The following is a 22,582-nucleotide window of genomic DNA, read 5'->3' as shown; positions in this document are numbered from 1 at the left end:
GCCGCACATGCGGCCTTTTGTTTGTCTATCCGGCTTTGTTCATGGTTAGGAAACTCAATCGCATCTTTCAAGAACGCCTGACCATTCCATCAACGTGTTACGTCATTGCCCCACACAATTTTATGCTCTCCGATAAGGAAAGAACGATGGAAGTTAAAGCTGAACAGTTTGTTACCAATGGGGGCCGGAGAGTGCTTACCGATGAAGGTCAGCAGGGCATGGGCGGTAAAACAGGGGTAGGCTCCACAACTGAAAGAAAGCAGGGCACAGTAGCAGCAGCTATTTATGCCAATTGTCCTGACCTAGACAGCAAACAGCTCGATGAGATCATAGAGTGGGTACGTCTTTACAGGGATTAAGTGATTAGCACGAAGCACCATAACGCACCGTAAGGGGCTTTTCTTGCCCGTTCGCTAGACTGGCTGCGATTAAGAGTAAAGCCAAAGGCAATAAGAAGAAAGAGCGGCGGCTTGCGAACTACTGGTAGCGCGCTTCAATGATATAGGGGTTCTACGCCGGAACCGCCGAAATTTCCGGCCTGTGTTTTTTAGTGATCTTTCGGGGCCTCAATAACGCCATCAGCAATCCTCTGATTGCCGGTCGCTCCATCCATTTCGCAAAGCGAAAATATCCAGGATATTGCAGGCAGATGTAGTCCATCTGAACTTTTGATGTACTGTCCATCACCCGTTTAAAGGCTTCCATATAGTCATAACAGCCCTGCAACAGCTGAGCATCACCATGCTCTGTTAGAGGAAATTGGCAGGCATAATAATGAACTATATTTGCCAGATGTTGCTGTTCTGCGGTTAAGTCGAGCATTTTTTATCCTCAGAAATTTGTTGTTCTGGACGATGAGCTCACTTTTTAATGAAGCTTTTTTTCGACAGTGTTATCTGCCGAACTCTCGAATCCCAACTGGCGTTTAATCCGGGTCAATAACTGTGGTGCAACATTCCAGCGGGAACCACTCTCTGTATGAACAGTCACTGTCTTTTTATTCAGACGAACCAGGACGCCCGTCACTGTTTGCCCATCGTCAGTTCGAAAGCTGACTACATCCCCAGGGCGAAAATCTTCCATGCTTTGCCTGGTTCGTTGGCGCTGTAACATGTTGAGGCGATTAACAATAATATTGTATAATATTATCAACGCCTCCTCCGCCATTTCATCGATTAATTCAGCAAGATTAATCGTCTGCCTGGTGTTCCTTGATGGTGTTTTTTCATAAAATCCAGTCCAGTTATCTCGTCAGTTTATTAATCGTCCATTTCAGGGCGAAGTTTCCAGGTACTGCCACCGAAAAGTATGTTACCTACGACTTGCTCCCAGGTTTCTGTTTCAGCCAATTTCGTTTTCACTGACAAAAAATCGGCATGGCTATGTATTGGCTTCACCGTGATCACCCGGTGAAGCCAATACATAGCCGTCGGCCAACTGTGTTTTTACAGATTGAGCTCCCCGCACCGATCGCCGGTAAAAACTTTTTATACACCCACCGTTTCGCAGGGCTGATAAAATAGCATTTTCTGGTATACGCATACTAAACCTGCTTATGACGGGAAAGGGTCCGGTAAACTGTCGGCCTGGATACTGCAAACAACTCAGCCAGATCGCTGATCGAGTACTGTCCGGTTTCATGCATCCGGCACAGCTCTTTTTGTTGTTTATCTGATAACTTCGGTTGTTTTCCTCGGAGTTTCCCTTTTGCCCGAGCAATGGCCATGCCTTCGCGGGTGCGCAGACGTATCAGATCTCCCTCGAACTCAGCAAAAGTAGCCAGCACGTTAAAGAACATTTTACCCATAGGGTCAGCCGGATCATAGATACTGCTTCCCAGAGCCAACTTCACGCCCCTAGCCAGCAGGGCGTCTGCGATCTCCCGAGCGTCAGGAACCGAACGGGCTAGGCGATCAAGTTTAGGAACAACCAGCGTGTCGCCACTGCGAACTGCAGCAAGCGCCTGATCCAGACCAGGCCTCTGCCGATTTGAACCGGTCAGTCCTTTATCGATGTAAATTCTGTCTGGGGAAACACCCAGTTTGACCAGCGCTTCTTGCTGGGCGGTTAAATCCTGTTTGTCGGTGGAGCACCGAGCATAGCCGATCCGTATTTCAGTCATAAATGTGTACGTTTAAGGGGCCATGAAAGAGATTGATATCGTACTAGCTATATGAGACAACTTCAGCAGCAATTTATGGCAGGTACGGAAATTTATTTTAGTGTCCGTTCAACAATCCTCTTACGGACACGATTAATCGAGGTCAGGATGACAACTCGTGATAAAGCAACAGGCAAAAGTGAACGACTGGCGGTTTTAAACAGTGCTGAGCAGGAAGCGCTGTATGGCCTGGCTTTGTCGCATTAGTGACATGAAGTTGGCCAAAGTTGCGTTGTCGGTTATTTAAGCAGCCAGCAAATAGAATTGTTCCGCGAGTGACAATCCCTCACTTTGCGGATGTTGATATTGCCCTTTTCGTATCATGTTGCTCAGTTCGATGCCGGCCAGGATCGTTTTTGCCCGCCGAAACGATTTGAATCCCAGCATCGGTCGACTCCGACGTTTGATATTTCGGTGATCTTGCTCAATCAGGTTGTTCAGGTACTTACTTTGCCTGACGGTAATCGCTTCCTCATCGGGTTTGTCCGCGTTGAGCGTGGCCAAAGCTGCGGTGTTAGCCCCACTTTTATCGATAGTGACAACCTCGGGTTCGCCGTGATGGCGAATAGCCTTGCGAAAGAAGCGTAATGCGGCTGCAGAGTCCCGTTTGGCGGTCAGCAAAAAGTCGATGGTGTGACCTGCTGTATCGACCGCCCGATACAGATACTTCCACTGGCCTTTGATTTTGATGTAGGTTTCATCCATGCGCCACCGCCGACCTACTGTGCGCTTGTGTCGGCGAAAAACCTTATCTAACAACGGTACCAAGCGGATAACCCAACGATGCAGAGTGGAGTGGTCAACAAGAATACCGCGCTCTGCCATCATCTCTTCGAGGTTACGCAGGCTCAGGGCATAAGCGAGATACCAGCGAACACACTGAGCGATAACATCAGTGGGGTAATGCAGACGACGGAAGGCTTTTCGAATGAGAGACATGGGCAGGCAACATCGTAAAAAAACAGCATTTTACCTGACGACGCCTTAATGCGACAGAACCGTACCGCGCGGTCGATACTGCAGGCCAGACCATCGACTTTTTGCCGACCGCCAAACGGGACGCGGCTTCCGCATTACGCTTCTTTCACAAAGCTATTCGGCATCACGGTGAACCTGAGATAGTGACCCTTGATAAAAGTGGTGCCAACACGGCCGCCTTGACCACACTCAATACCAACAAACCAGAAGAAGAAAGGATAACCATCAGGCAGAGCAAATACCTGAACAACCTTGTGGAGCAGGACCACCGTAATATCAAACGACGAATAAGGCCGATACTGGGGTTCAGCTCATTTCGGCGCGCGCAGACGATATTGGCCAGCATTGAGTTAGTGCACATGATACGCAAAGGACAACTTGATCATCCCGGTGGCGCCGCATTATCACCGGCGGAACAATTTTATCTGTTGGCCGCTGGAAAAATAGGCAGTGCTATTTTGCCGACCTCGCTCTGTTAATGCGACAAAACCAATTTAAGACCGTCTTCTCATTAATTTCTGTCTTTCTTTTCCTTTGGGATCCTTTTCGGTTTTTGAGGTAAAGCCCCGAATCCTCCCCACCTTACCCCCTTTTTCTGTGGATAAGGCTATATCTTGTGTTTTTCATCTCACCTTCATACACTATGAGGTTCCGAGAGGCAAAGGGGCACGGTATGACGGGCGTCTGTCGCGGCCTTTTTTTATTTTCTTTGCTCGGTATTTAATCCATTATAGAAAAATAACCGAATGATCCCGGATCCGATCAGGGAATTATTGCGCTCGGCTGAGCGTGACTTTTACGGCACAATGGTGATAACACTTGGCAATATTGAGGGCGCGTTGTCACATGACGGGTCATCAGTCCGACGATCGCGGAGATTAAAAACGTGAGCCTTATACCCCACGAACCGGAAAACTTTTCGCGTAGCGCGATCGGCAGTTATTTTGACTGGCAGGGCGCAGCCGAACTGCGCAACATGGCGCTACGGGCCAATCTTGGTACGCCGGCATACCTGTTAGCCCCGGAAGTGTCGGTGCTGCTCGGGTATTTTGCTGACTTACATCAACGGTTGCTGATGGAAACGCTGTGGAATACCGGGGCCCGGATTAATGAAGCTCTGTCCATCACCCCGGCCGACATTGAGCTGGACGGAGGCCGTCCTTTTATTGTGCTGCGTACACTCAAGCAGCGCCGGCGTAAACCTGGCCGGCCTACGAAAATAGAACAAGTTCAAGGATTTGACCGAGCTATCCCATTATCGGACCAAACTTATACACTTCGTTTGCGGGAATATCTGGCCACATTCAAACCCAAACGGCATGAGCCGCTGTGGCCTATCACCGATGACACGGCGCGTAACTGGCTCACCCGCGCGGTGGACAGTGCCGAACGTGACGGGATTGTGTTTCGGGTTAATCCGGTGACCACCAAAACTTTTCGACACAGTTACGCCATGCACCTGATCCAGCACAGTGTGCCCTTGAAAGTGGTCCAAGCTTTTATGGGCCATAAAGAGCTGAAGAGTACGGAAGTGTACACCAAAGTCTTTACCCTTGAGGTTGGCCAGCAGTTTGGCGTGCGGTTCAGTATGAATACGGATGATGCACGACGGCTGATCACGACCATTCCGACGCACAGTGAAGGTACATTCAAGCCTGTTCCCACCGATGTTCGCAAGGATAACGGCAGATAAATATGTTACGTATTGATTAATAACAGCAATATACTTAATACTTAATACTTAATACTTAATACTTAATAGGTAATAGGTAATAATTAATACTTGTGATGTAATACGGGTAAATGATCGAACAGAGGATGGACAATGATCACGATTATCGGATGTAACAAAGGTGGCGCGGCCAAGACCACCACTGCCATCAATATCGCCATTGGCCTGGCACTGCGCGGGGAAGACGTTTGTCTGGTCGATGCTGATGTTCAGCGCTCCGCCTCGCGTTGGTATGCCGAGCGGGAACTCTCGGGACTCAAACCGGCCATCACCTTGATTGAGAAACGTGACAATATCTCCCAGACGCTAAAAAGTCTGGAGAATCGGTTCGGTCAGGTTATCGTCGATGTTGCTGGCCGTAACAGTCGGGAACTGATCACCGGCGGTACCGTTGCCCATCAAATTATTGCGCCACACCAGTGTTCCCAGTTAGATCTGGATACGCTGATGGAACTTCAGCAGCAACTGGAGAGCATGCGAGATTTGAATCCCGAATTAAAAGCGTGGTGTTATCAGACGATGGCGACAACTAATCCCTTGATACGGGGTACGGAACGCAATGAGTTTCTTGAGTATGTGAAAGAGTTCGATGGGCTGGTTCCTCTGAGTAGTGTCGGGTGCTACCGAAAAATTTATCGTGATGTGATGTCCGATGGGCGCTCAGTACTGGAAACCGACAATGACAATGCCAAAGCGGAAGTTTTGGCTTTGTTACAGGAGGTTTTCTGATGGCACTTAAAAAGCCCCAGTTGCGTAAAGAAGTGACTGAAGCAGACGCCGAAGCACTGGCGAACCGGTTGGCTGACAGACCTTACGGTGAAGAGAAAAAACCGTCCTTACAGCCTGAAACGCTAACCAGAACTACTATATCGTTACCTGAAGGCTTGCTGCGTGAGCTTGAAGATAGGGCTCTGGCCAATAAGCGTGCGGGAGTCGCGCCTAAAAATGTCAGTGCGTTGGTTCGCGAAGCCCTAGACGCGTATTTTAAAATGGAGTGATAAAACATAGAGTATAAAATAATAAATAATAAATATGAAGTATGAAGTATGAAATTTTGGGTGTTAATAGTTTACAAGATTTTTGGCTTGGAGTGTTTTTCTAAGCCTTAAATTGGGCTAATAGTGTGACAATCTACCCTCAATATATAGAACGGTGTGTGACATATTGCCTTGAGCAACCAGGATTTCTGGATGACTGTGACATATGACCCTCACTCTGGTGAGCTATGTTAGATAATTGCTATATGTGCTGGTCTTTCATGGGGAAAAAAAAACTGCCGACGTACACATGGAGGGTTATTTGTCACACTTCAGTGTAGGAAAATACGATGTGAGTCGTCTTACGACCTGATTTTTTTTCAATATAATCAAGACTTATTGGCGTTCGTTTATTGATCTCTTCGACAATGGGATTGAGGAATCGGCGCCTGAAATCAGGCATTCGCGTATAGCTCTGTGGCAATTGATAGCGTTCAATCATCCATTTCACCCCCAGAATAGCGACCCCGGTCCCATCACTTCTTCTGTATTGGCATAATGACTCATAGAGTCGCATGGCATAGGGGCTGGTGATCTCTTTCGTTTCACCGAGACGAAACTGCGTAAATCGATTTTGTAAACCGATGAACAGTAGCCCGCCTACGGCGGGAGCTAAGACTCTGTTAGAGAATGTGTTTCTTCAGGCATCGTAGCTCGCTATAATTCCGTGTATGCACATACCTCGACCGGCAAAACTCCTCTTCCAGATTGATGATGGTTGGGGCCAGTTACTCACTAAACACGGTAACGTCGTCCCAGAATGGACCAAACTCGTCATCGAACGGATGCTTGCTTGCGGTACCGGGGCAATGGGCGTTCGCCGATATTGTTGTGCTTCCGCCCACTGTTCTCACACCAAATACTTCTGCCAAAGTTGCAAAAGCAAAGGGTGCAGCGCCTGTGGCATGAAGGCCACCGAGCAATGGATTGCTGAGCAACAGCATGTTCTCCCCGACTGTGAATGGCAGCACATTACCTTCACTATGCCCGATAAACTCTGGCCTGCCTTTGCCAACAACTGGCCTCTACTCAACAAACTCTTCGCCTGCGCCGCCAATACTCTGCTCAAATGGGCCAAAAAACTTGGTATCGAAATAGGCCTGTTTGTGGCCCTGCATACCTACGGTCGCCAGCTTAATCAGCATCCCCACATTCATCTGTCCGTCACCCGCGGGGGACTGTGTCTCAAACACGGTGTCTGGCGACCGGTTTACTTCAAAAAGAAAATCGTTGAACGTTACTGGCGTCAGGCCGTCATCGCCCTGTTGCGGGAAAGCTATGCAGAGCTGGACTTACCCGCTGCCGGCTATGAACACGTTCGGGATTATCGCGAGTGGTGCCAGTTTCTTGAGGTGCAGTTCCAGCGGCGCTGGAAAATCCACTTTGCCAAAAAGACAAAGCACGCCCGGCAAAACGTCAACTACCTGGGCCGTTATCTGAAACGGCCGCCCATTGCCGCCTCAAAGTTGCGCCATTACAACGGCGGAGCCGTTGTTCATCATTACTATGACCACCGGACTCAGCGGCACCGCACACAACGACTTAGCCAGGAAGAGATGCTGTGGCGCTATATCAGCCATATCCCGTCACGCCATTTTAAGATGGTCAGGTATTACGGTTTTCTGGCCAACCGCAAACGGGGTGAGTTATTGCCTAAGGTCTACACCGCCCTGGGGATTGAAATGAAGAAAAAACCGCAGAAACCGGGCTTTGCGTCGCTGATGAAACAATTTACCAATGTGGATCCTTACCAGTGCGTGTTGTGTGGTAGTCGGATGGTTTTTAACAGTGCGGAAGCCGGTATCCGTGCAGAAGAGTTATTGGCGCGACGTCGGCAGGAGTTCAAAACAGAGCGATGGTTGCGGCAGGCGGCATAGGGAAGATCTGCCTGAAATTTGGATTGGGCATCAAAATGGGGGTTATTTTAACCAATCGTCAACGTCGCGCTGCATGAGCTGACGAAACTCATGGCCCTATCACCCTATCTTGCCTCTAACCTAAGGGAAAAAAAGGGATCCAACTTCCTAACCATCGAGAACTAACCGTTAAAATTAACAACAAACTTCAGGTTTAACGACTAAGGTCAAAAATAAGAAATATATTCTATGTAATTCATAAGGATAAGTATAAAACTTGGGACTTATGGAGGAAATGGGCGCGGAACCCCAACCTGATATGCACGCAGTGCATAGAAAGCGGCACACAGTTGCGACATGTTCCCCGATGTCGAACCGCTGAAGCCCGGCAGCGCCGGTGAGGATCATAAGAGATCCTGATACCTCCCCTGTCCTGATGAGCCATACAGGCTGACAAACAATTCTGTGGTCACACTGCAAAGAACCCCGGTGAGTGGTCAGTGTGGCGCGTAGCGACGCGCTGAGCGTGATTTCCGGGGCCTTGGCGGTTGGCACGCATAGCGTGACGAACGCTTAGGTTTGCAATGCATCTGTTCCCCTGCCCGACTTTAGTCGGGAGCTATCTATGATGTTGTTTATTCTCAATTGTTGATTATTGATTTGCCCTGAGCAAAGCGAGGGGAGCTACTTTAGAGAGCAGGCTTTAGCCGCTCGAAAAGTACTCCTCTTTTGAGAGGCTTATTTTGTTCAGGAATAACGTTCGAAATTAATGATAGTAATCAAACAGCTTACGAAGCTAACGACATCAATTCGAAGTTAATGGTGCAAATATTCAACACTCTCGACATTACGCCAATATCGCTCATGAATTCGGGGGGATAATGCAGAATGGGGCGTGACCTGGTGGCTAAATAACACTCGTTTTGTCCGGTTTCACCAACACAAAAACCGCGCCAGGCACGGTAAGGTTCATAATGTAGGAATATGGGGGTTAGACTATGCCGGCACGCTCAAGCAACTGTCGGTAATAGGCTTCGGGGTCACTGTGTTTAAGTCCAGGCTGTTCTTTCTGCAACGCTTGTTCTTGCATAACGACTTCATGCGTCATGACGGCCCCACTTGTTGACCATTTGACATACGCCTGATAATACGGATTTTGGCGTTTATGCTTCGCCTTGGCCAGACTGCGTATCTTTTGCTGTGTCTCATCGAGAATAAGATCGAGACGTTGAGTATTATCACTGTCGATTTCAGTCAGGCGACCTTCCAAAAGAGCCACTTTCTTTTGCTTCTCTTTTGCCAAATCAGGGCTAACAACCCAACGTTTGATTTGTTTTAAACGATTCCGTAAGGAGGGTTTGTCTTTCAGATCAATACCCATATTCTCAACACGTAGCAGGTGCCGTTCATATTTCTTGCGCAAGCTTTCAGTTAAACCGTTTTTTATCGCCCATGTTTTGAACTGGCCAAGCCAATGACGGATCTCTTCAACGGCAATGCCTCTGGAAATGAAGAACTTTTCAGTCAGCCACAACCTCAGCGGCTTATTCTGGCCACTGTCAGTATCTTTACCGTGAAGTGCTATCACATAGCCCAGCTGTTCTTGCACGGATAAAGCATGCAAAGGACTGTCGTAAGCTTTGCGACCGTTATCATAAATATGCAACATGCCCATCGCGGCAGCGATTTGTTCAAACGGAGCCATGATTTCAAACGGGTAGTCACTGTCTGGGTTGTAATCGCAATTGGCAGCCAGTGCCATTGACAGTGCAGTCAATGCTTCGCAGCTCTCTGAACGGGCAGAAATACGCATCGGTTTTGGCAAAAAGTGCGGATCATTACGTTTTGTGTAGGGCACATAGCCCTGACGACGTAATTCAATCAGCTCGTGATTACGGTGCCAATTGTGACTACTGATACGTGCAACCACCTTTGCTGCCATACCGCGAGGAACTGCACATGTCAGCGCTGGCGTATAACGCCGGTGAATCTTTGATGTACCTTTACGCAGCGTATTTGACTCACCGCGTCGGTTTAATTGTGGGGTGCTTTCAGGCTCGGCCAGAGCAAAGTTATTATCAGCCAAACCTACCTGTGCTTATGTTGCACAGTAGGAGTTGAATTTTCTTTCGCACAATTCTATACTCCCTGCATAGAGCAACAGCTTCTATACAGTTTTAGTGGGCCCCGTTAATCTTCTCTCGTCGCCAAACAGTCGAAGATTCTCGGGGTTTTTGCTTTTCAGGATTCAGCCCAAATAGCCTCAGAACCCATTCCCTGCCACCTTACGGCGTGGCCAACCAAAAAATTCTTTAACCGATCAGCAATCTAGCACTCACAAGCTAAAGTATCAAGAAAGTAAGCCCATCAGGATAAATTTCTGTCCAGTGCTTCACGCTCTATCAATCTAGCTATAACCTCTGCCTGAGTTAATCCATCTTGTGAGCACATGCTCATAAGAAAACTTTTCAGCTGAGGTTCGATGAAAACCTTAATCTCTTTATGAGTAGCTCTTTTCCGAGCAATAGAAATTCGCTGTTTTTCAGCATCACTGAGAGCATTCCCTTTTCTATAAGGGCGCTTCATTTTCGATGAGGAAGTATCTGTATTTACGGCTTGTGACATTTTTCTCCCCCAAGGATCTGAAAAGGATCGTTTGGTGAAGATTACTACAATTTCCGTCACTTGGCAGTACAAAAGGTTCTGTCGCATTAAGGCGTCGTCAGGTAAAATGCTGTTTTTTTACGATGTTGCCTGCCCATGTCTCTCATTCGAAAAGCCTTCCGTCGTCTGCATTACCCCACTGATGTTATCGCTCAGTGTGTTCGCTGGTATCTCGCTTATGCCCTGAGCCTGCGTAACCTCGAAGAGATGATGGCAGAGCGCGGTATTCTTGTTGACCACTCCACTCTGCATCGTTGGGTTATCCGCTTGGTACCGTTGTTAGATAAGGTTTTTCGCCGACACAAGCGCACAGTAGGTCGGCGGTGGCGCATGGATGAAACCTACATCAAAATCAAAGGCCAGTGGAAGTATCTGTATCGGGCGGTCGATACAGCAGGTCACACCATCGACTTTTTGCTGACCGCCAAACGGGACTCTGCAGCCGCATTACGCTTCTTTCGCAAGGCTATTCGCCATCACGGCGAACCCGAGGTTGTCACTATCGATAAAAGTGGGGCTAACACCGCAGCTTTGGCCACGCTCAACGCGGACAAACCCGATGAGGAAGCGATTACCGTCAGGCAAAGTAAGTACCTGAACAACCTGATTGAGCAAGATCACCGAAATATCAAACGTCGGAGTCGACCGATGCTGGGATTCAAATCGTTTCGGCGGGCAAAAACGATCCTGGCCGGCATCGAACTGAGCAACATGATACGAAAAGGGCAATATCAACATCCGCAAAGTGAGGGATTGTCACTCGCGGAACAATTCTATTTGCTGGCTGCTTAAATAACCGACAACGCAACTTTGGCCAACTTCATGTCACTAATGCGACAAAGCCCGCGGTACAGATATTTCCACTGACCTTTGACTTTGATGTAGTTTCATCCATGCGCCACCGACGACCTACTGAGCGTTTATGTCGGCGAAATACCTTATCCAGCAAGGGCACCAAACGGATGACCCAACGGTGAAGCATGGAGTGGTCAACGATAATACCGCGCTCTGTCATCATCTCCTCGAGATCACGCAGGCTCAGGGCATAAGCCAAATACCAGCGAACACACTGAGCCATAATATCAACAGGATAATGCAGGCGTTTGAAGTATTTTCGGATCAGAGACATAGTCAGGTAACATCAAAAAAAACAGCATGTTACCTCACAACACCTTAATGCGACATAACCCTACCGACGCGGCTACTGATTTTTTTCTCTGTATTTTAAATAATAAACATTTAAGTTGTTAATGCCATATTTTCTACAGATACTACGACGATAGCCACTGACAGTTTTATAACTGAGTGATAACTTCTTTGAAATCTGAACAGAATTTAAACCTGATATAATACATTGTAATGTTTCATTTTCTCGTTTAGTTAATTTATTTTTAACAAGATTTTCGTCATCAAGAGGTATGAAATGACCGTCATAGCGGTTGTGACATATTGTTCCTACTGTTTTTTTAATGTAAGGAATATTACTTTTTCTGTATATGACTGCATGATATATATTAGGGAGGCTAGACAGGTCAGAGTAGTTGTCACAAAATAAAATAATCCCTACATTGTGGGCTGACTTTATTTTAATTAATAGATCATGAACTTCACTATGTTTGAATCCAGTAATGTCAAGTAGTATCAGCTTGAGTTTCCCATCCATATTTTTTATCAGTGAGGAAATAGAACGGTAAACCCTTATTACTGAGTCTTCTGACTGTTGGTATAGCACATCATTCAATAGTATTTTGAAAGAGAAAGACATCAGTCCGCACTGACTGAGGATAAAATAGTTCATATAAAAATTCCTTTTATTTTTAACTAATGAATGGAAATAAGAAAATCCACTGCGAAATAGTGATGTATACTGCATGAGCATTTGTTTATTATATCTAATTTATTTCTAATGAAATACATCATGATTATTTACTAATAAAACTCGCGGAAAGATAAATATAGCCGTAGTTAACATCATTGCTAAAGGCCAAAAAGCGCCATGCCTTCCCCCAATAATGCTTCGCTGGAAACAGCGGCTATATAAATGGAAAGTCAATTAGCCTGCCAGAAAAAGTGACAGCTAATTTTATTAGAACTTAAGATTTCAGCTATTTGTAGCAGGTCATAATCATCTGATTTTTATTTACTTATATCTAATATAGAAATCTAGGTTGGAAATTATATTTCACACCTAGCATTACAGCGGTATCACTGTAACCTTTGTTGCCGATTTGCTGGGCAACATTACCCCACAGGTTGATTTTTTTATTGATTTGGCCTTCAACACCCACTTTTAATTCACCGATATTGGCGGCCCCATCTTGCTTCACTGTCACGTTATCCATAGTGACCCAAAGTCTTTGGTATTATGGATCCAGTTTGCTTCTACAAATGGCTGAAATACTCGGTCTTTACCTTTATCCTGGCTGCTATAGCCATTCATAAAGGCTTTCACACCCATCCAGATCACCTGCACTTTTAGGCTGGATAAAGTAGGTGGCATTTTTAGCGGCATTTTCACCAATTTTGAAGGTATAACCACTCTGAACCGAGGCAGTTATCCCCTTAGAGTTATATTCTTCAGTATTCAAATCTTAACCGTCAACGGTGTTGTTGAACCAGCTGAATTGCGCACAACTGTCGACATATAAGCCAGACTTATCGGCCTCGTGGCATACCAGGTCCCGTAGACACCGGTGCTGTAACCGTCAGTTGACCCTTTAGCGTTGTAACCGGACACTTGCGAGATGGTGGTGCTTTTGCTGTTACCATACCCAGCCATAACGCCCAGATGGAAACGGTCCATGTCGTTATTGCTCCACTGAGCAATATCTCCGCCTAATTGCAGCACATAACGGTTAGCCTGTGTCCTCAGTTGATCTTGAGAATAACGAAAACGGTTATGCCTACCGTCGTTACGCAACCACATACTGGTTACTTTCTGTTCGCCAGTCTATACGTCGATATACTGAGTTTCGCCCAAACGATCATGCAAACGAGTGACAAACATATTATTAGCCGAGGCTAAGTTGGCAGTATAGCCGCCAGCTTCTGGACGCTCAGTCATAGCAGATGGAGCTATTAGTAATTTTAAATGTAATTGAACCATTCTCGGTAACCATTTTTACTTTCGTAAATATGGAGTGTAGGCTACGCCAGAGTATAATACTAATGTTTAATTTTTTTATATCTTGTTATGATTTTAGCTATAATTTATTTTGTTTAATATAGGATATAGTACATATTATTGTAGGAATTTTCTTTATTCTTTTTTTTGTAAAATCACATAGAAAATTTCGGTGTTGCCGGCAATTAGTTGAATCTGATAGTCGTGTATTCAATAAGTTGATACCGATTCAAGGCGTTGTTGAATAAATCGAACTTTTGGCCGTAGTTAGGATCAGATCACCACACTCCTGATCCTGCAGCGATATCACGTGGCAAAACAAAAGTTCAAAATCACCAACTGGGCCACCTACAACAAGGCGCTTGTCAATCGGGGCTCACTGACATTCTGGCTTGATGAGTCGGCCATTCAGGCCTGGTATGACGAGCCCAACACGTCTTTACGCGGTCGTCCGCAACGTTATTCTGAGCTGGCCATTTCAACCGTTCTGATGCTCAAACGCGTTTTTCGCCTCACACTTCGCGCTGCGCAGGGATTCATTGACTCCATCTTTACCCTAATGAAGCTCCCGCTCCGTTGCCCGGATTATTCCTGCGTCAGCAGGCGGGCTAAATCCGTCAGCATCCCTTTCAAAAACCCAACACGCGGTGAAATTGCCCATCTGGTTATCGATTCCACCGGCTTAAAAGTCTTCGGTGAGGGTGAGTGGAAGGTGAAAAAACACGGCCAGGAAAAGCGCCGCGTCTGGCGGAAACTGCACCTGGCGGTGGATGCTGATACGCATGAGATTATCTGCGCTGACCTGTCCCTAAACAACGTGACTGATGCAGAGGCATTCCCGGGGCTTATCCGTCAGACGCACAGGAAAATCAGGGCTGCCTGTACCGACGGGGCTTATGACACAAAGCGGTGCCACGACGAGTTGCGGCGCAAGAAAATTAAGGCGCTTATCCCGCCGCGAACGCGCGCCGGCTACTGGCCGGTGGAGTATGCCGACACAAATCAGGCGGTGGCGAGGCAACGGCTTACTGGGAGCAATGCGTACTGGAAATGGCACACGGCTTATAACCGGCGTTCAGTGGCCGAAACGGCGATGTACCGCGTAAAACAGCTGTTTGGTGGGCATCTTACGTTGAGGGATTACGATGCGCAGGTTGGAGAAACTATGGCCATGATCCGTGCCTTAAACAAAATGACGCGTGCAGGGATGCCAGAAAGTGTGCGGATTGCCTGAGGAAGTCAGTGACGAGAGGCGCTTTTATCTAAATCCGAATTATTCAACAAAGCCTCCCAGCATCAGACGTATACGACGCTACAAATAAATCAATAAGTTATTTAAAAAAACAATATTATGAGAAATCTCCTACAAACTTAACCAATTTGTCCTATATTAATATCTATATTTATTGAGTATCTTCAGAATTGTTTAAAAGCAGTAATTGGATATTCTAATATTTCCTAACAATTGACCATGCACTATTTATAGGCGTGGTCAATTTTTATGCCTAAATATAATAAGAGTTACGCCATGAATAAAGTATTTAAAGTCATTTGGAATAGTGCCTTAGGCCGCTATGACGTTGCATCTGAAATCTCTAAATCAGGAAAAAAAACTAAGTCACTTTGCTCAGGAACTGTCGATACAACTTTAGGTTTAACGACCCCTTCTCGCCTGAGCCAGATTGCCATCACCTTGATGTTTACATTAGGGGCGAGCTCTGCTTTTGCTGCGGATGTAAGTGTTCCCGGATTTACACCTGAAGTTGATTTTACGCAGACGTTTAGTGGAGCCAACAATACTTTATTGGGGAGCTTTAGCAGCATTACTCGCGGAGCCAATGGTTTTACAAACATGAAGTTAGGGGATATTCCGACAGATAAATTCCTTAATGGTGCTGAGAGTCTGCTCAGTAAAAATATTTTCAACTTGGGTTCAATGGTAACTGAAACCTTCCTTGACCCGAAAGGCACTGGCGCATTAATTACCATTAATGTGTATAGCAGTACTGCTATGTCAATTAAACCGCTTGCCGATTTTGTGGTGGCTTTTTCTTATGCGGTTGGTGAAAATGGTCAGTATGTGAATCGCAACTTATTCCATGTGTTGGATGGCAGCGATCTGAATGTGGCTGTCGGCAGCACGGCCGCAGGTTGGGTTAATGACAGCAATAACTATTTTAACGCCATTCTTAAAGGCAGCCTGAAAAGTGAAGCGGCAACAACGACCTCTTCAGGATTCTATGTTGAATCTACTACATCGGCCCAGAATACAGTCTTAAATTATAACGCCAAAACTGTAGTCAACCTGGGTAATAACAACAATAACATTCGCGATAGTAGTACAGCGGTGGCGAATGCTGTACTTGATGACTTTACCGGCGCATTCACCAGCCCTTATCTAGGGGCCCAAAATGTTCAAAATTTTGCTGATTTCCAAAAATACAACAATGATTTAATCGCGGGCATTAAAAGTGGTGCGATTGCACTGGACAGCAATGGCTACCAGGCTGAACTGGCGCGAGCTTATATCACTAATGGCAGCAATAGCTCACCTAAAGTTACCCCGATCTATCTTGATATGGGTATTGATGCCAATGATGCCGTAAATCACCTGGTCGATTCTAGCCGTGTTGCCTTTATTCATGGTGATGGTCAACATGCTATTGTGAATATAGGTGCTGATGCCAATATTCAGGCGTTCAATACGGATATTTCCGTGGTGCGATTGAACGATGGCGCGACCCTGAATAACGCCGGGACATTAGGTTCAGCCGCAGGCACTGTTCGTGGTACCAATATTATTTTCGCCACTGACAGTACAGTAATCAATGAAGCAACTGGGGTTCTGGACGCGGGGACTAACCCTGACATGCTGGATTTCAAACCCATACCGAGTGCCACGTTACCACTGGATGTCGCCAGTGGCAGCCATACTGCAATTTTGGCTAATGGGGCCTCCTCAGTCACTAACAACGGCGTAATTAACACGGCTTCACGTGGGACCAGTGTTTATACCCGCGTAGCTATCATTGACGGTACCTCAACCTTCGTCAATAACGGCGCAATTAACATTGCTGCAACTATCGATAAATCGCCTCCAACCGGGTATCTGAACGAAGGGGTGAGTGTTCAGAAAGGCGCTGCCTTTGAAAATAACGGTACGATCTACATTGGCCGTCAAGCCCAGCGTTCAGCGACGGATATCGTCACTGATCTGGCCATTAAGACTCAGTCTTATGCCGTCAAATTACTGCAAGATACGGTTAATCTGGCCAATATCGCCACCTTTACCAATAATGCGACCGGCAAAATCGTGATTGGCAGCAAAACTGAGAACTCCATCGCTATTGATGCACGGGGGGAGAGAGTTGCGGTGAATCAGAACGGCACCCTCGAGCTCAACGGTGCGGGTGCAACACCAGGACAAAATGCAGCGCAGAATATCGGTATTTCGTCCAGCGCTAACGCCACGAATATCTTCAATAATGGCGATATCATCATTAATGGTATCAATACCGTCGGTATCAAAGTACTGACCAACAGTTCAGCCACTAACGCCGGTAACGTTTATGTAAATAACGGGCTTGATGCTGCCACTAATCTGGCGAACTACGGTATTCAGGCGGTTGGTGCGGGCGCGGTTGCTAATCTCTCTGGTGAGGTAAAGCTGGCGGGCGATGGTGCTATTGGGGTGGTTGCTGAAGATAAAGGTACCATTAATGTCTCCGGTACCGGTCAGGTTGAGTTTGTTTCAGGTAAAAAACAGGTGGGCTACCTGATTTACGGTACGGGCTCTAGCGTCAATAATATTGCCACGGGTGATGAAACGGTTTCAACCGAAGGCTCTACACTGTATCGCGTTGATAAGGGTGCCAGCTTTATCGGGACCACTGCCTCAACCATGAATGCCACCGGTAAAGATTCTTCTCTTATTCAAGTCACCGGTGTTGGCAGTACATTTAACTCCGGCGCGTTAGATATGGTCCTGTCTGGCGAGGGCTCTACTGGGGTCAAAGTTGAAGGAGGAGCCACCGGCACCATCACGGCAGATGCCAGTCTGGAATTGAGCGGTGATGGGGCTACTGCCGGGATCGTCGATGGCAACTACTACGGCCTGGATGGTATTGCCACCGGTGCTACCGGAAAATCTGTCTTAACCAGTTCGGCGGTATTGACCACCGGTAACACCGCGTCTGGTGCCTATGGCTATATCGCCCGTAATGGCGGTGAGCTTATCCACAAGGGCTCCATTGATTTTACACAAGCAGGCAGTACTGGCGTGCTGGTAGACGGCGGGATTCTGACCAACCAAAACCTCATCACCGTAAATGGGACTGCGGTCAATATTCAGGGCGCTAACTCTACCGTGAATAACAGCGGTACCGTCAACGCGACCGACGGCACCGCCGCTTATCTGCTGGGTGCGGGTGCGAGCCTGACCTTATCCGGTAACGGTGAAACCAAAGCGGGCGGCACCGCCCATGGCGTACTGCTTGATACCGGTGCCACAGCACTGACCGTGGATGGCGCAACCATTACCATGACCGCGGGCGGCACAGGTAATGCGATTGAAAACAAAGCGGAAATTACCGGCATTCAGTTAAAAAACACCTCGCTGACGGTGGGTAATGGTGCAGGTATTCGTACCGGTGCCTCCATGGCGGCAACCAACTCTGGCACGATCAATGTCAACGGCAGCGGTACCGGTATTCTGTTTGCCAACACAGGCGACACCATCACCGATAATACGCTGGACATGTCCGACTCGGCCGATCTGGTGATTAACGTCAATTCAGCCGCGGGCAAAGGGATTGTCACCAACTCCAGCCAGGATCTGAAAACCGGTGCCAGCGTAAACGTCAATGATGCCGCAGGCGGTGCAGCGCTTATCGTTGGCGGCACCACGGCACAAGTGGAACAATCAGGTAACCTGAAATCTAAGTCACTGAGCAGCCCGGTGGTCGATATTGATAATGGTTTTGTTAACAGCTTCGTCAACAGCGGTACCATTCAAGCCAACAGCGAGGCACAACAAGCGGTAATCACCACGAGCGGTAACGGTGTGGCATTTACCAACGCCACGGGTGGCACAATTGTTGGCAAGGTGGATCTGTTAGCGGGCAACAACACCGTGACCCTGATGCAAGGCAGTAAAGGCAATGATTTCAACACCGGCGCGGGTGACGACCTGTTTATTCTGAAAGATCTTATATTAACTGATACGGGTGTGTTCAGCTCACTGAACGGCGGTACCGGCATGGATACCCTGCGCTTTGATAACTCGGCGTATACCCTGAGTAACGCTGCTGCCATCAGTAATATGGATTATATCGATCTGATCAATAACTCGACGCTGACACTGGACAACGTGCTGCTGGCGTTGGGTGACAGTCAGGATGACAATGCCAACACCGGTTTTAATCTGGGTGACGGCAGTCTGTTGCAGGTTAATAACCTGAATGCCGTGAGCTTTAACAGCAAGTTGAACGGCCTCGGCACGATGGCCGTTAATACCGCCGGTAATGCCTTTGATTTTACGGCTAATGCGGCACAGAACGCCTTTAACGGGGTACTGGCATTAGGTCACGCCACCTTTGAGCTGGCGGCGGATAACACGGCAGCATTAGTGAATGCCACTCTGAAACTGGGCGCGGACAGTATCACCACCGTCGGTGACGGTGTGCAAACTATCGGTGGGTTGGCCTTTGACGGCGGTACGGTGAAATTTGACACCGGCACCCCGGGTGAGACGGTGGCGAAAAGCACTATCCATACCACCAAAGAGATGAACCTGCTGGGCACCGGGACGGTGGTGGTGGACATCGACAGCGTCGACAACAGCCAGACGCCGGTCAATCCTGCGCTGCCCATCATGGAGCAGGATGATGCCAACACCGTGCTGCAACTGGCGGTGAGTGATGTGGCCGTGCAAGGCGATGGCGGCAATCTGGTGCTGAAAGACCAGGATGGTAATGTCATTACCGATGCCACCACGGCCGATATTGCACAGAATGGCACCACGGTCGCCAAAGGCACTTACGATTATCGCCTGAGCAGCGGTACGGGTAACGACGGTTTGTATATCGGTTACGGCCTGACCGAAGTTGAACTGCTGGGCAGCGGCGCGGATGCGCTGTCATTGTACGCCACCAATAAAACCGGTCCGTCGGCGGATTTGAGTGCCAAAGTGACGGGCAGTGGTGAGTTGGCGATTGATACCGGTGCAGAAAATACGGTAACACTGTCCAATCTGGACAATGATTACACCGGTTCTACCGATGTACGCAGCGGCACCTTGCAGATGCTGAATAATAATGTGTTGGGGAATACCTCGCTGTTATCACTGGCAGCAGATACCGCCTTTGACATGAAGGGTCACAGCCAAACCGTGGGCGAACTGAACAGTACTGCGGGTTCAACGGTTGATCTCAATGGTGGCAGCTTAACCTTGAGTCAGGGCGGTGTGTCTGAGGGTGAACTGACCGGCAGTGGCGCGCTGACAATTGCCGCCAATGTGCTGACCGTTAAGCGTGCCAATACTGGCCTGAGCGCGGTGACCACCCTTGCCAGTGGCGCACAAGCGTTACTGAACAATGCAGCGGGTCTGGGCGATGGCAATATCGTTAACGCCGGTCTGCTGACACTGAAAGGGGCTGCGGGCCAGTTAGCAAATGCTATCAGTGATGCCGGCAGTGTGGTGCTGGAAGATAACAGCGATATCACATTGAGCGGTGATAACCGCCTGTTCAGCGGCCTGTTTGCTATCACGAACGGCAGCCAGTTAACCGCTTCTCAGGCAGAACATCTGGGGACGGCAGCGGTCACTAACGACGGTTCATTGGTGCTCAATAGCGATAATAACTGGTTGCTGGCAAACAGCATTAGCGGCAGTGGTAGTCTGACTAAAAACGGTGACGGTACCCTGTCATTGACTCAAACGGCGGCCTATACCGGCCAGACAGATATCAATGCGGGTGGCCTGATGTTAGGCAGCAGTGCTGACCCCATGACGCTGGCAAGCCAGCAGGTGAATATAGCCAGCGGTGCCTTTATGGGCGGTTTTGGTGGCGTAGCGGGCGCGGTTGATAACCAGGGCGTGCTGTTTGTGGGCAACCCAACGGCACCGGTGGTACCGGCGATGGGCCGTCTGGCGCCGGCCAGTAACATCTTTACCGTTGGCACTGACTTAACCAACAGCGGCACGGTATTTATCGGTAACAAAACCAGTGACGGCTCCGGCACCACCGGTAACCAATTAGTGGTCAACGGTAACTATATTGGCAACAACGGTCTGCTGCACTTCAACACCGCACTGGGTGACGATAACTCGGCCACCGACAGCATGATTGTGAACGGTAACACCAGCGGCACCACTAACGTCAGTGTGGACAATGCGGGTGGTCTGGGTGCCAAGACCCTGAACGGTATTGAACTGATCCAGGTGAACGGCCAGTCAGACGGTAATTTTGTGAACAGCGACCGTATTGTGGCAGGCGCGTATGATTACTCTCTGGTACGGGGGGTGGGAACCAATGCCAGTAATTGGTATTTGACCAGCTTGAGCAATTTACCGGTTGATCCAGAAAACCCGGTCGACCCGGAAAACCCGGCGAGTCCAGGCGAGGAAACTAAACGTCCTGAAGCCGGCAGCTACACCGCGAACCTGGCCGCAGCCAACACTATGTTTGTGACGCGTCTGCACGATCGTTTGGGCGAAACACAGTATATCGACGCCCTGACTGGCGAGCAGAAAGTGACCAGCATGTGGCTGCGTAACGAAGGCGGACATAACCGTTCACGTGACACCAGTGGTCAGTTGAAAACCCAAAGCAACCGCTATGTGATGCAATTGGGTGGCGATATTGCCCAGTGGAGCAACGATGGTCTGGACCGTTTACACCTGGGTGTAATGGCCGGTTACGGTAATAGCAAGAGCGACACCCACGCGAAATCGGGCTATAAGTCGAGTGGTTCGGTTGATGGATACACCGCCGGGGTGTACAGCACCTGGTATGCCAACGACGAAGACAAGTCGGGCTTGTATGTTGACGGTTGGGCGCAGTACAGCTGGTTTAACAATAGCGTGCAGGGCGACGGTCTGGCGACGGAAGAGTATAAATCGAAAGGGATCACCGCGTCGGTCGAGAGCGGCTACACCTTTAAGATCGGTGAAAATCAGTCTAAAAACGAAACGTACTTTATCCAGCCGAAAGCCCAAATCACCTGGATGGGTGTGAAAGCTGACGAGCACCGTGAAGCAAACGGTACTCAGGTGAGTGGTCAAGGCGACGGTAATATCCAGACCCGTCTGGGGCTGCGTTCTTATATGAAAGGCCACCACGAAAGTGATAATGGCAAGGATCGCGAGTTCCAACCGTTTGTGGAAGCCAACTGGATCCACAACACCAAAGATTTTGGCACCAATATGAACGCCGTTGACGTGAAACAAGCTGGCGCGAAGAATATCGGTGAACTGAAAGTGGGTGTTGAGGGGCAAGTGAACAAGCAACTGAATGTCTGGGGTAACGTTGGCCAGCAATTGGGCGACAAAGGTTACAGCGATACCGCAGTGATGTTAGGGGTGAAATACAGCTTCTAATAAGAGTAAAGTAAGTTGAAGAGTGGCACTTCGGTGCCACTCTTCATTCATCGAACATACGTAATAGGGTGTTATTGCAAATAAATATTAAGGCTGAGCTTTCTCGCAGGTTAAAAGCCTTAGAGACTGAAAATAGAGTTAAACAGACTCACTCTGCCCAGAGGCTGATCATAATACCAAGCTTCTGCCTGATCTTTAGGCTGGCGACAGATAAAAATGTTCAACCGGTGATAAATGCTCCCAGGCGGGATGCTGAATTTGTCCTTTGCGTATCATATGTACTAACTCAATGCCGGCCAATGTAGGCGACGGAAGGCATTTCAGATCAAACACATAGCCGTATAACATCACAAAAAAAAGCATGTTACCTGAAGACGTCTTGATGAGACAGAACCGGCACAACGAGGTTTTTTGAGGTTTATTTCTTGCTA

Annotated in this window: 15 protein-coding genes and 6 pseudogenes; 9 read left to right on the top strand and 12 right to left on the bottom strand. The window is 48.1% G+C overall.

The features are described from left to right. Nucleotides 1–146 precede the first annotated feature (146 nt). Nucleotides 147–359, top strand: a complete 213-nt coding sequence (locus V1955_RS22895; RefSeq protein ID WP_442821531.1) for a hypothetical protein — start codon at nucleotides 147–149, stop codon at nucleotides 357–359. Between the two features lie 188 nt (nucleotides 360–547). On the opposite strand, the pseudogene V1955_RS22890 reads toward V1955_RS22895, so the two are convergent. From V1955_RS22890 to V1955_RS22870, 5 genes and pseudogenes are all read right to left on the bottom strand, one after another. Then, nucleotides 548–822, bottom strand: a pseudogene (locus V1955_RS22890) (arylsulfatase regulator). 45 nt (nucleotides 823–867) lie between these two features. Next, nucleotides 868–1,152 (bottom strand): hypothetical protein, encoded by a 285-nt coding sequence (locus V1955_RS22885; protein WP_442821530.1) that lies wholly within the window; start codon nucleotides 1,150–1,152, stop codon nucleotides 868–870. Between the two features lie 107 nt (nucleotides 1,153–1,259). Continuing rightward, nucleotides 1,260–1,397 (bottom strand): hypothetical protein, encoded by a 138-nt coding sequence (locus V1955_RS22880; protein WP_442821529.1) that lies wholly within the window; start codon nucleotides 1,395–1,397, stop codon nucleotides 1,260–1,262. A gap of 146 nt (nucleotides 1,398–1,543) precedes the next feature. Beyond that, the gene (locus V1955_RS22875; protein WP_442821528.1) at nucleotides 1,544–2,122 is read right to left on the bottom strand and encodes a recombinase family protein; all 579 of its coding nucleotides are present in this window, start codon (nucleotides 2,120–2,122) and stop codon (nucleotides 1,544–1,546) included. A gap of 282 nt (nucleotides 2,123–2,404) precedes the next feature. Next, a complete protein-coding gene (locus V1955_RS22870; protein ID WP_442821523.1) occupies nucleotides 2,405–3,100 on the bottom strand; it encodes an IS6 family transposase in 696 nt (231 codons plus the stop codon). A 62-nt stretch (nucleotides 3,101–3,162) separates the two neighbouring features. Between V1955_RS22870 and V1955_RS22865 the strand changes: the two are divergent. The 4 genes and pseudogenes from V1955_RS22865 to V1955_RS22850 all read left to right on the top strand — a co-directional run. Beyond that, nucleotides 3,163–3,618: pseudogene (locus V1955_RS22865) on the top strand (IS6 family transposase); the annotation flags it as partial. A 407-nt stretch (nucleotides 3,619–4,025) separates the two neighbouring features. Further along, the gene (locus tag V1955_RS22860) at nucleotides 4,026–4,832 is read left to right on the top strand and encodes a tyrosine-type recombinase/integrase (RefSeq protein ID WP_442821527.1); all 807 of its coding nucleotides are present in this window, start codon (nucleotides 4,026–4,028) and stop codon (nucleotides 4,830–4,832) included. A 132-nt stretch (nucleotides 4,833–4,964) separates the two neighbouring features. Next, nucleotides 4,965–5,600, top strand: coding sequence for an AAA family ATPase (locus V1955_RS22855; protein WP_442821526.1), 636 nt, complete (start codon nucleotides 4,965–4,967; stop codon nucleotides 5,598–5,600). Further along, the gene (locus V1955_RS22850) at nucleotides 5,600–5,869 is read left to right on the top strand and encodes a hypothetical protein (RefSeq protein ID WP_420072592.1); all 270 of its coding nucleotides are present in this window, start codon (nucleotides 5,600–5,602) and stop codon (nucleotides 5,867–5,869) included. Before V1955_RS22855 ends, V1955_RS22850 begins: the two co-directional genes overlap by 1 nt. Nucleotides 5,870–6,173: 304 nt before the next feature. Here V1955_RS22850 and V1955_RS22845 read toward each other — a convergent pair. After that, a pseudogene (locus V1955_RS22845) lies at nucleotides 6,174–6,497 on the bottom strand (RepB family plasmid replication initiator protein); the annotation flags it as partial. Nucleotides 6,498–6,579: 82 nt separating this feature from the next. Between V1955_RS22845 and V1955_RS22840 the strand changes: the two are divergent. Continuing rightward, complete coding sequence (locus tag V1955_RS22840) at nucleotides 6,580–7,785, top strand: IS91 family transposase (RefSeq protein ID WP_420073887.1); 1,206 nt, start codon at nucleotides 6,580–6,582, stop codon at nucleotides 7,783–7,785. A 970-nt stretch (nucleotides 7,786–8,755) separates the two neighbouring features. On the opposite strand, the gene V1955_RS22835 is transcribed toward V1955_RS22840, so the two are convergent. Both V1955_RS22835 and V1955_RS22830 read right to left on the bottom strand, forming a co-directional pair. After that, a complete protein-coding gene (locus V1955_RS22835; RefSeq protein WP_442821525.1) occupies nucleotides 8,756–9,850 on the bottom strand; it encodes a Replication protein in 1,095 nt (364 codons plus the stop codon). Between the two features lie 281 nt (nucleotides 9,851–10,131). Further along, nucleotides 10,132–10,389, bottom strand: coding sequence for a replication regulatory protein RepA (locus tag V1955_RS22830; protein ID WP_442821524.1), 258 nt, complete (start codon nucleotides 10,387–10,389; stop codon nucleotides 10,132–10,134). Nucleotides 10,390–10,524: 135 nt separating this feature from the next. Between V1955_RS22830 and V1955_RS22825 the strand changes: the two genes are divergently transcribed. Next, entirely contained in the window at nucleotides 10,525–11,220 is a 696-nt protein-coding gene (locus V1955_RS22825) for an IS6 family transposase (protein WP_442821523.1), read from the top strand. Between the two features lie 47 nt (nucleotides 11,221–11,267). On the opposite strand, the pseudogene V1955_RS22820 reads toward V1955_RS22825, so the two are convergent. From V1955_RS22820 to V1955_RS22810, 3 genes and pseudogenes are all read right to left on the bottom strand, one after another. Further along, nucleotides 11,268–11,557 (bottom strand): annotated as a pseudogene (locus V1955_RS22820) (IS6 family transposase); the annotation flags it as partial. 72 nt (nucleotides 11,558–11,629) lie between these two features. After that, entirely contained in the window at nucleotides 11,630–12,226 is a 597-nt protein-coding gene (locus tag V1955_RS22815) for a response regulator transcription factor (RefSeq protein WP_442821522.1), read from the bottom strand. 352 nt (nucleotides 12,227–12,578) lie between these two features. Next, nucleotides 12,579–13,492, bottom strand: a pseudogene (locus V1955_RS22810) (autotransporter outer membrane beta-barrel domain-containing protein); the annotation flags it as partial. A gap of 370 nt (nucleotides 13,493–13,862) precedes the next feature. On the opposite strand from V1955_RS22810, the gene V1955_RS22805 reads away from it, so the two are divergent. Then, nucleotides 13,863–14,786 carry an IS5 family transposase gene (locus tag V1955_RS22805; protein WP_442821521.1) on the top strand — a complete coding sequence of 308 codons (924 nt, stop codon included), beginning with the start codon at nucleotides 13,863–13,865 and terminating at the stop codon, nucleotides 14,784–14,786. Between the two features lie 294 nt (nucleotides 14,787–15,080). Beyond that, nucleotides 15,081–22,151: an autotransporter outer membrane beta-barrel domain-containing protein gene (locus V1955_RS22800; RefSeq protein ID WP_442821520.1), complete on the top strand. Its 7,071-nt coding sequence runs from the start codon at nucleotides 15,081–15,083 to the stop codon at nucleotides 22,149–22,151. A gap of 195 nt (nucleotides 22,152–22,346) precedes the next feature. Here the strand turns inward: V1955_RS22800 and V1955_RS22795 are convergent. Then, a pseudogene (locus tag V1955_RS22795) lies at nucleotides 22,347–22,451 on the bottom strand (IS6 family transposase); the annotation flags it as partial. Nucleotides 22,452–22,582: the final 131 nt, after the last annotated feature.

It is taken from the genome of Yersinia sp. 2545 StPb PI, assembly GCF_052217125.1.
Lineage (GTDB): Bacteria > Pseudomonadota > Gammaproteobacteria > Enterobacterales > Enterobacteriaceae > Yersinia > Yersinia enterocolitica_E.
This window is presented reverse-complemented; position numbering and strand designations above follow the sequence as displayed.

Coding starts and splice junctions, on each gene's coding strand:
- V1955_RS22895 (WP_442821531.1), top strand. CDS start 147: ATGGAAGTTAAAGCTGAACAGTTTGTTACCAATGGGGGCCGGAGAGTG.
- V1955_RS22875 (WP_442821528.1), bottom strand. CDS start 2,122: ATGACTGAAATACGGATCGGCTATGCTCGGTGCTCCACCGACAAACAG.
- V1955_RS22870 (WP_442821523.1), bottom strand. CDS start 3,100: ATGTCTCTCATTCGAAAAGCCTTCCGTCGTCTGCATTACCCCACTGAT.
- V1955_RS22855 (WP_442821526.1), top strand. CDS start 4,965: ATGATCACGATTATCGGATGTAACAAAGGTGGCGCGGCCAAGACCACC.
- V1955_RS22850 (WP_420072592.1), top strand. CDS start 5,600: ATGGCACTTAAAAAGCCCCAGTTGCGTAAAGAAGTGACTGAAGCAGAC.
- V1955_RS22840 (WP_420073887.1), top strand. CDS start 6,580: ATGCACATACCTCGACCGGCAAAACTCCTCTTCCAGATTGATGATGGT.
- V1955_RS22830 (WP_442821524.1), bottom strand. CDS start 10,389: ATGTCACAAGCCGTAAATACAGATACTTCCTCATCGAAAATGAAGCGC.
- V1955_RS22825 (WP_442821523.1), top strand. CDS start 10,525: ATGTCTCTCATTCGAAAAGCCTTCCGTCGTCTGCATTACCCCACTGAT.
- V1955_RS22815 (WP_442821522.1), bottom strand. CDS start 12,226: ATGAACTATTTTATCCTCAGTCAGTGCGGACTGATGTCTTTCTCTTTC.
- V1955_RS22800 (WP_442821520.1), top strand. CDS start 15,081: ATGAATAAAGTATTTAAAGTCATTTGGAATAGTGCCTTAGGCCGCTAT.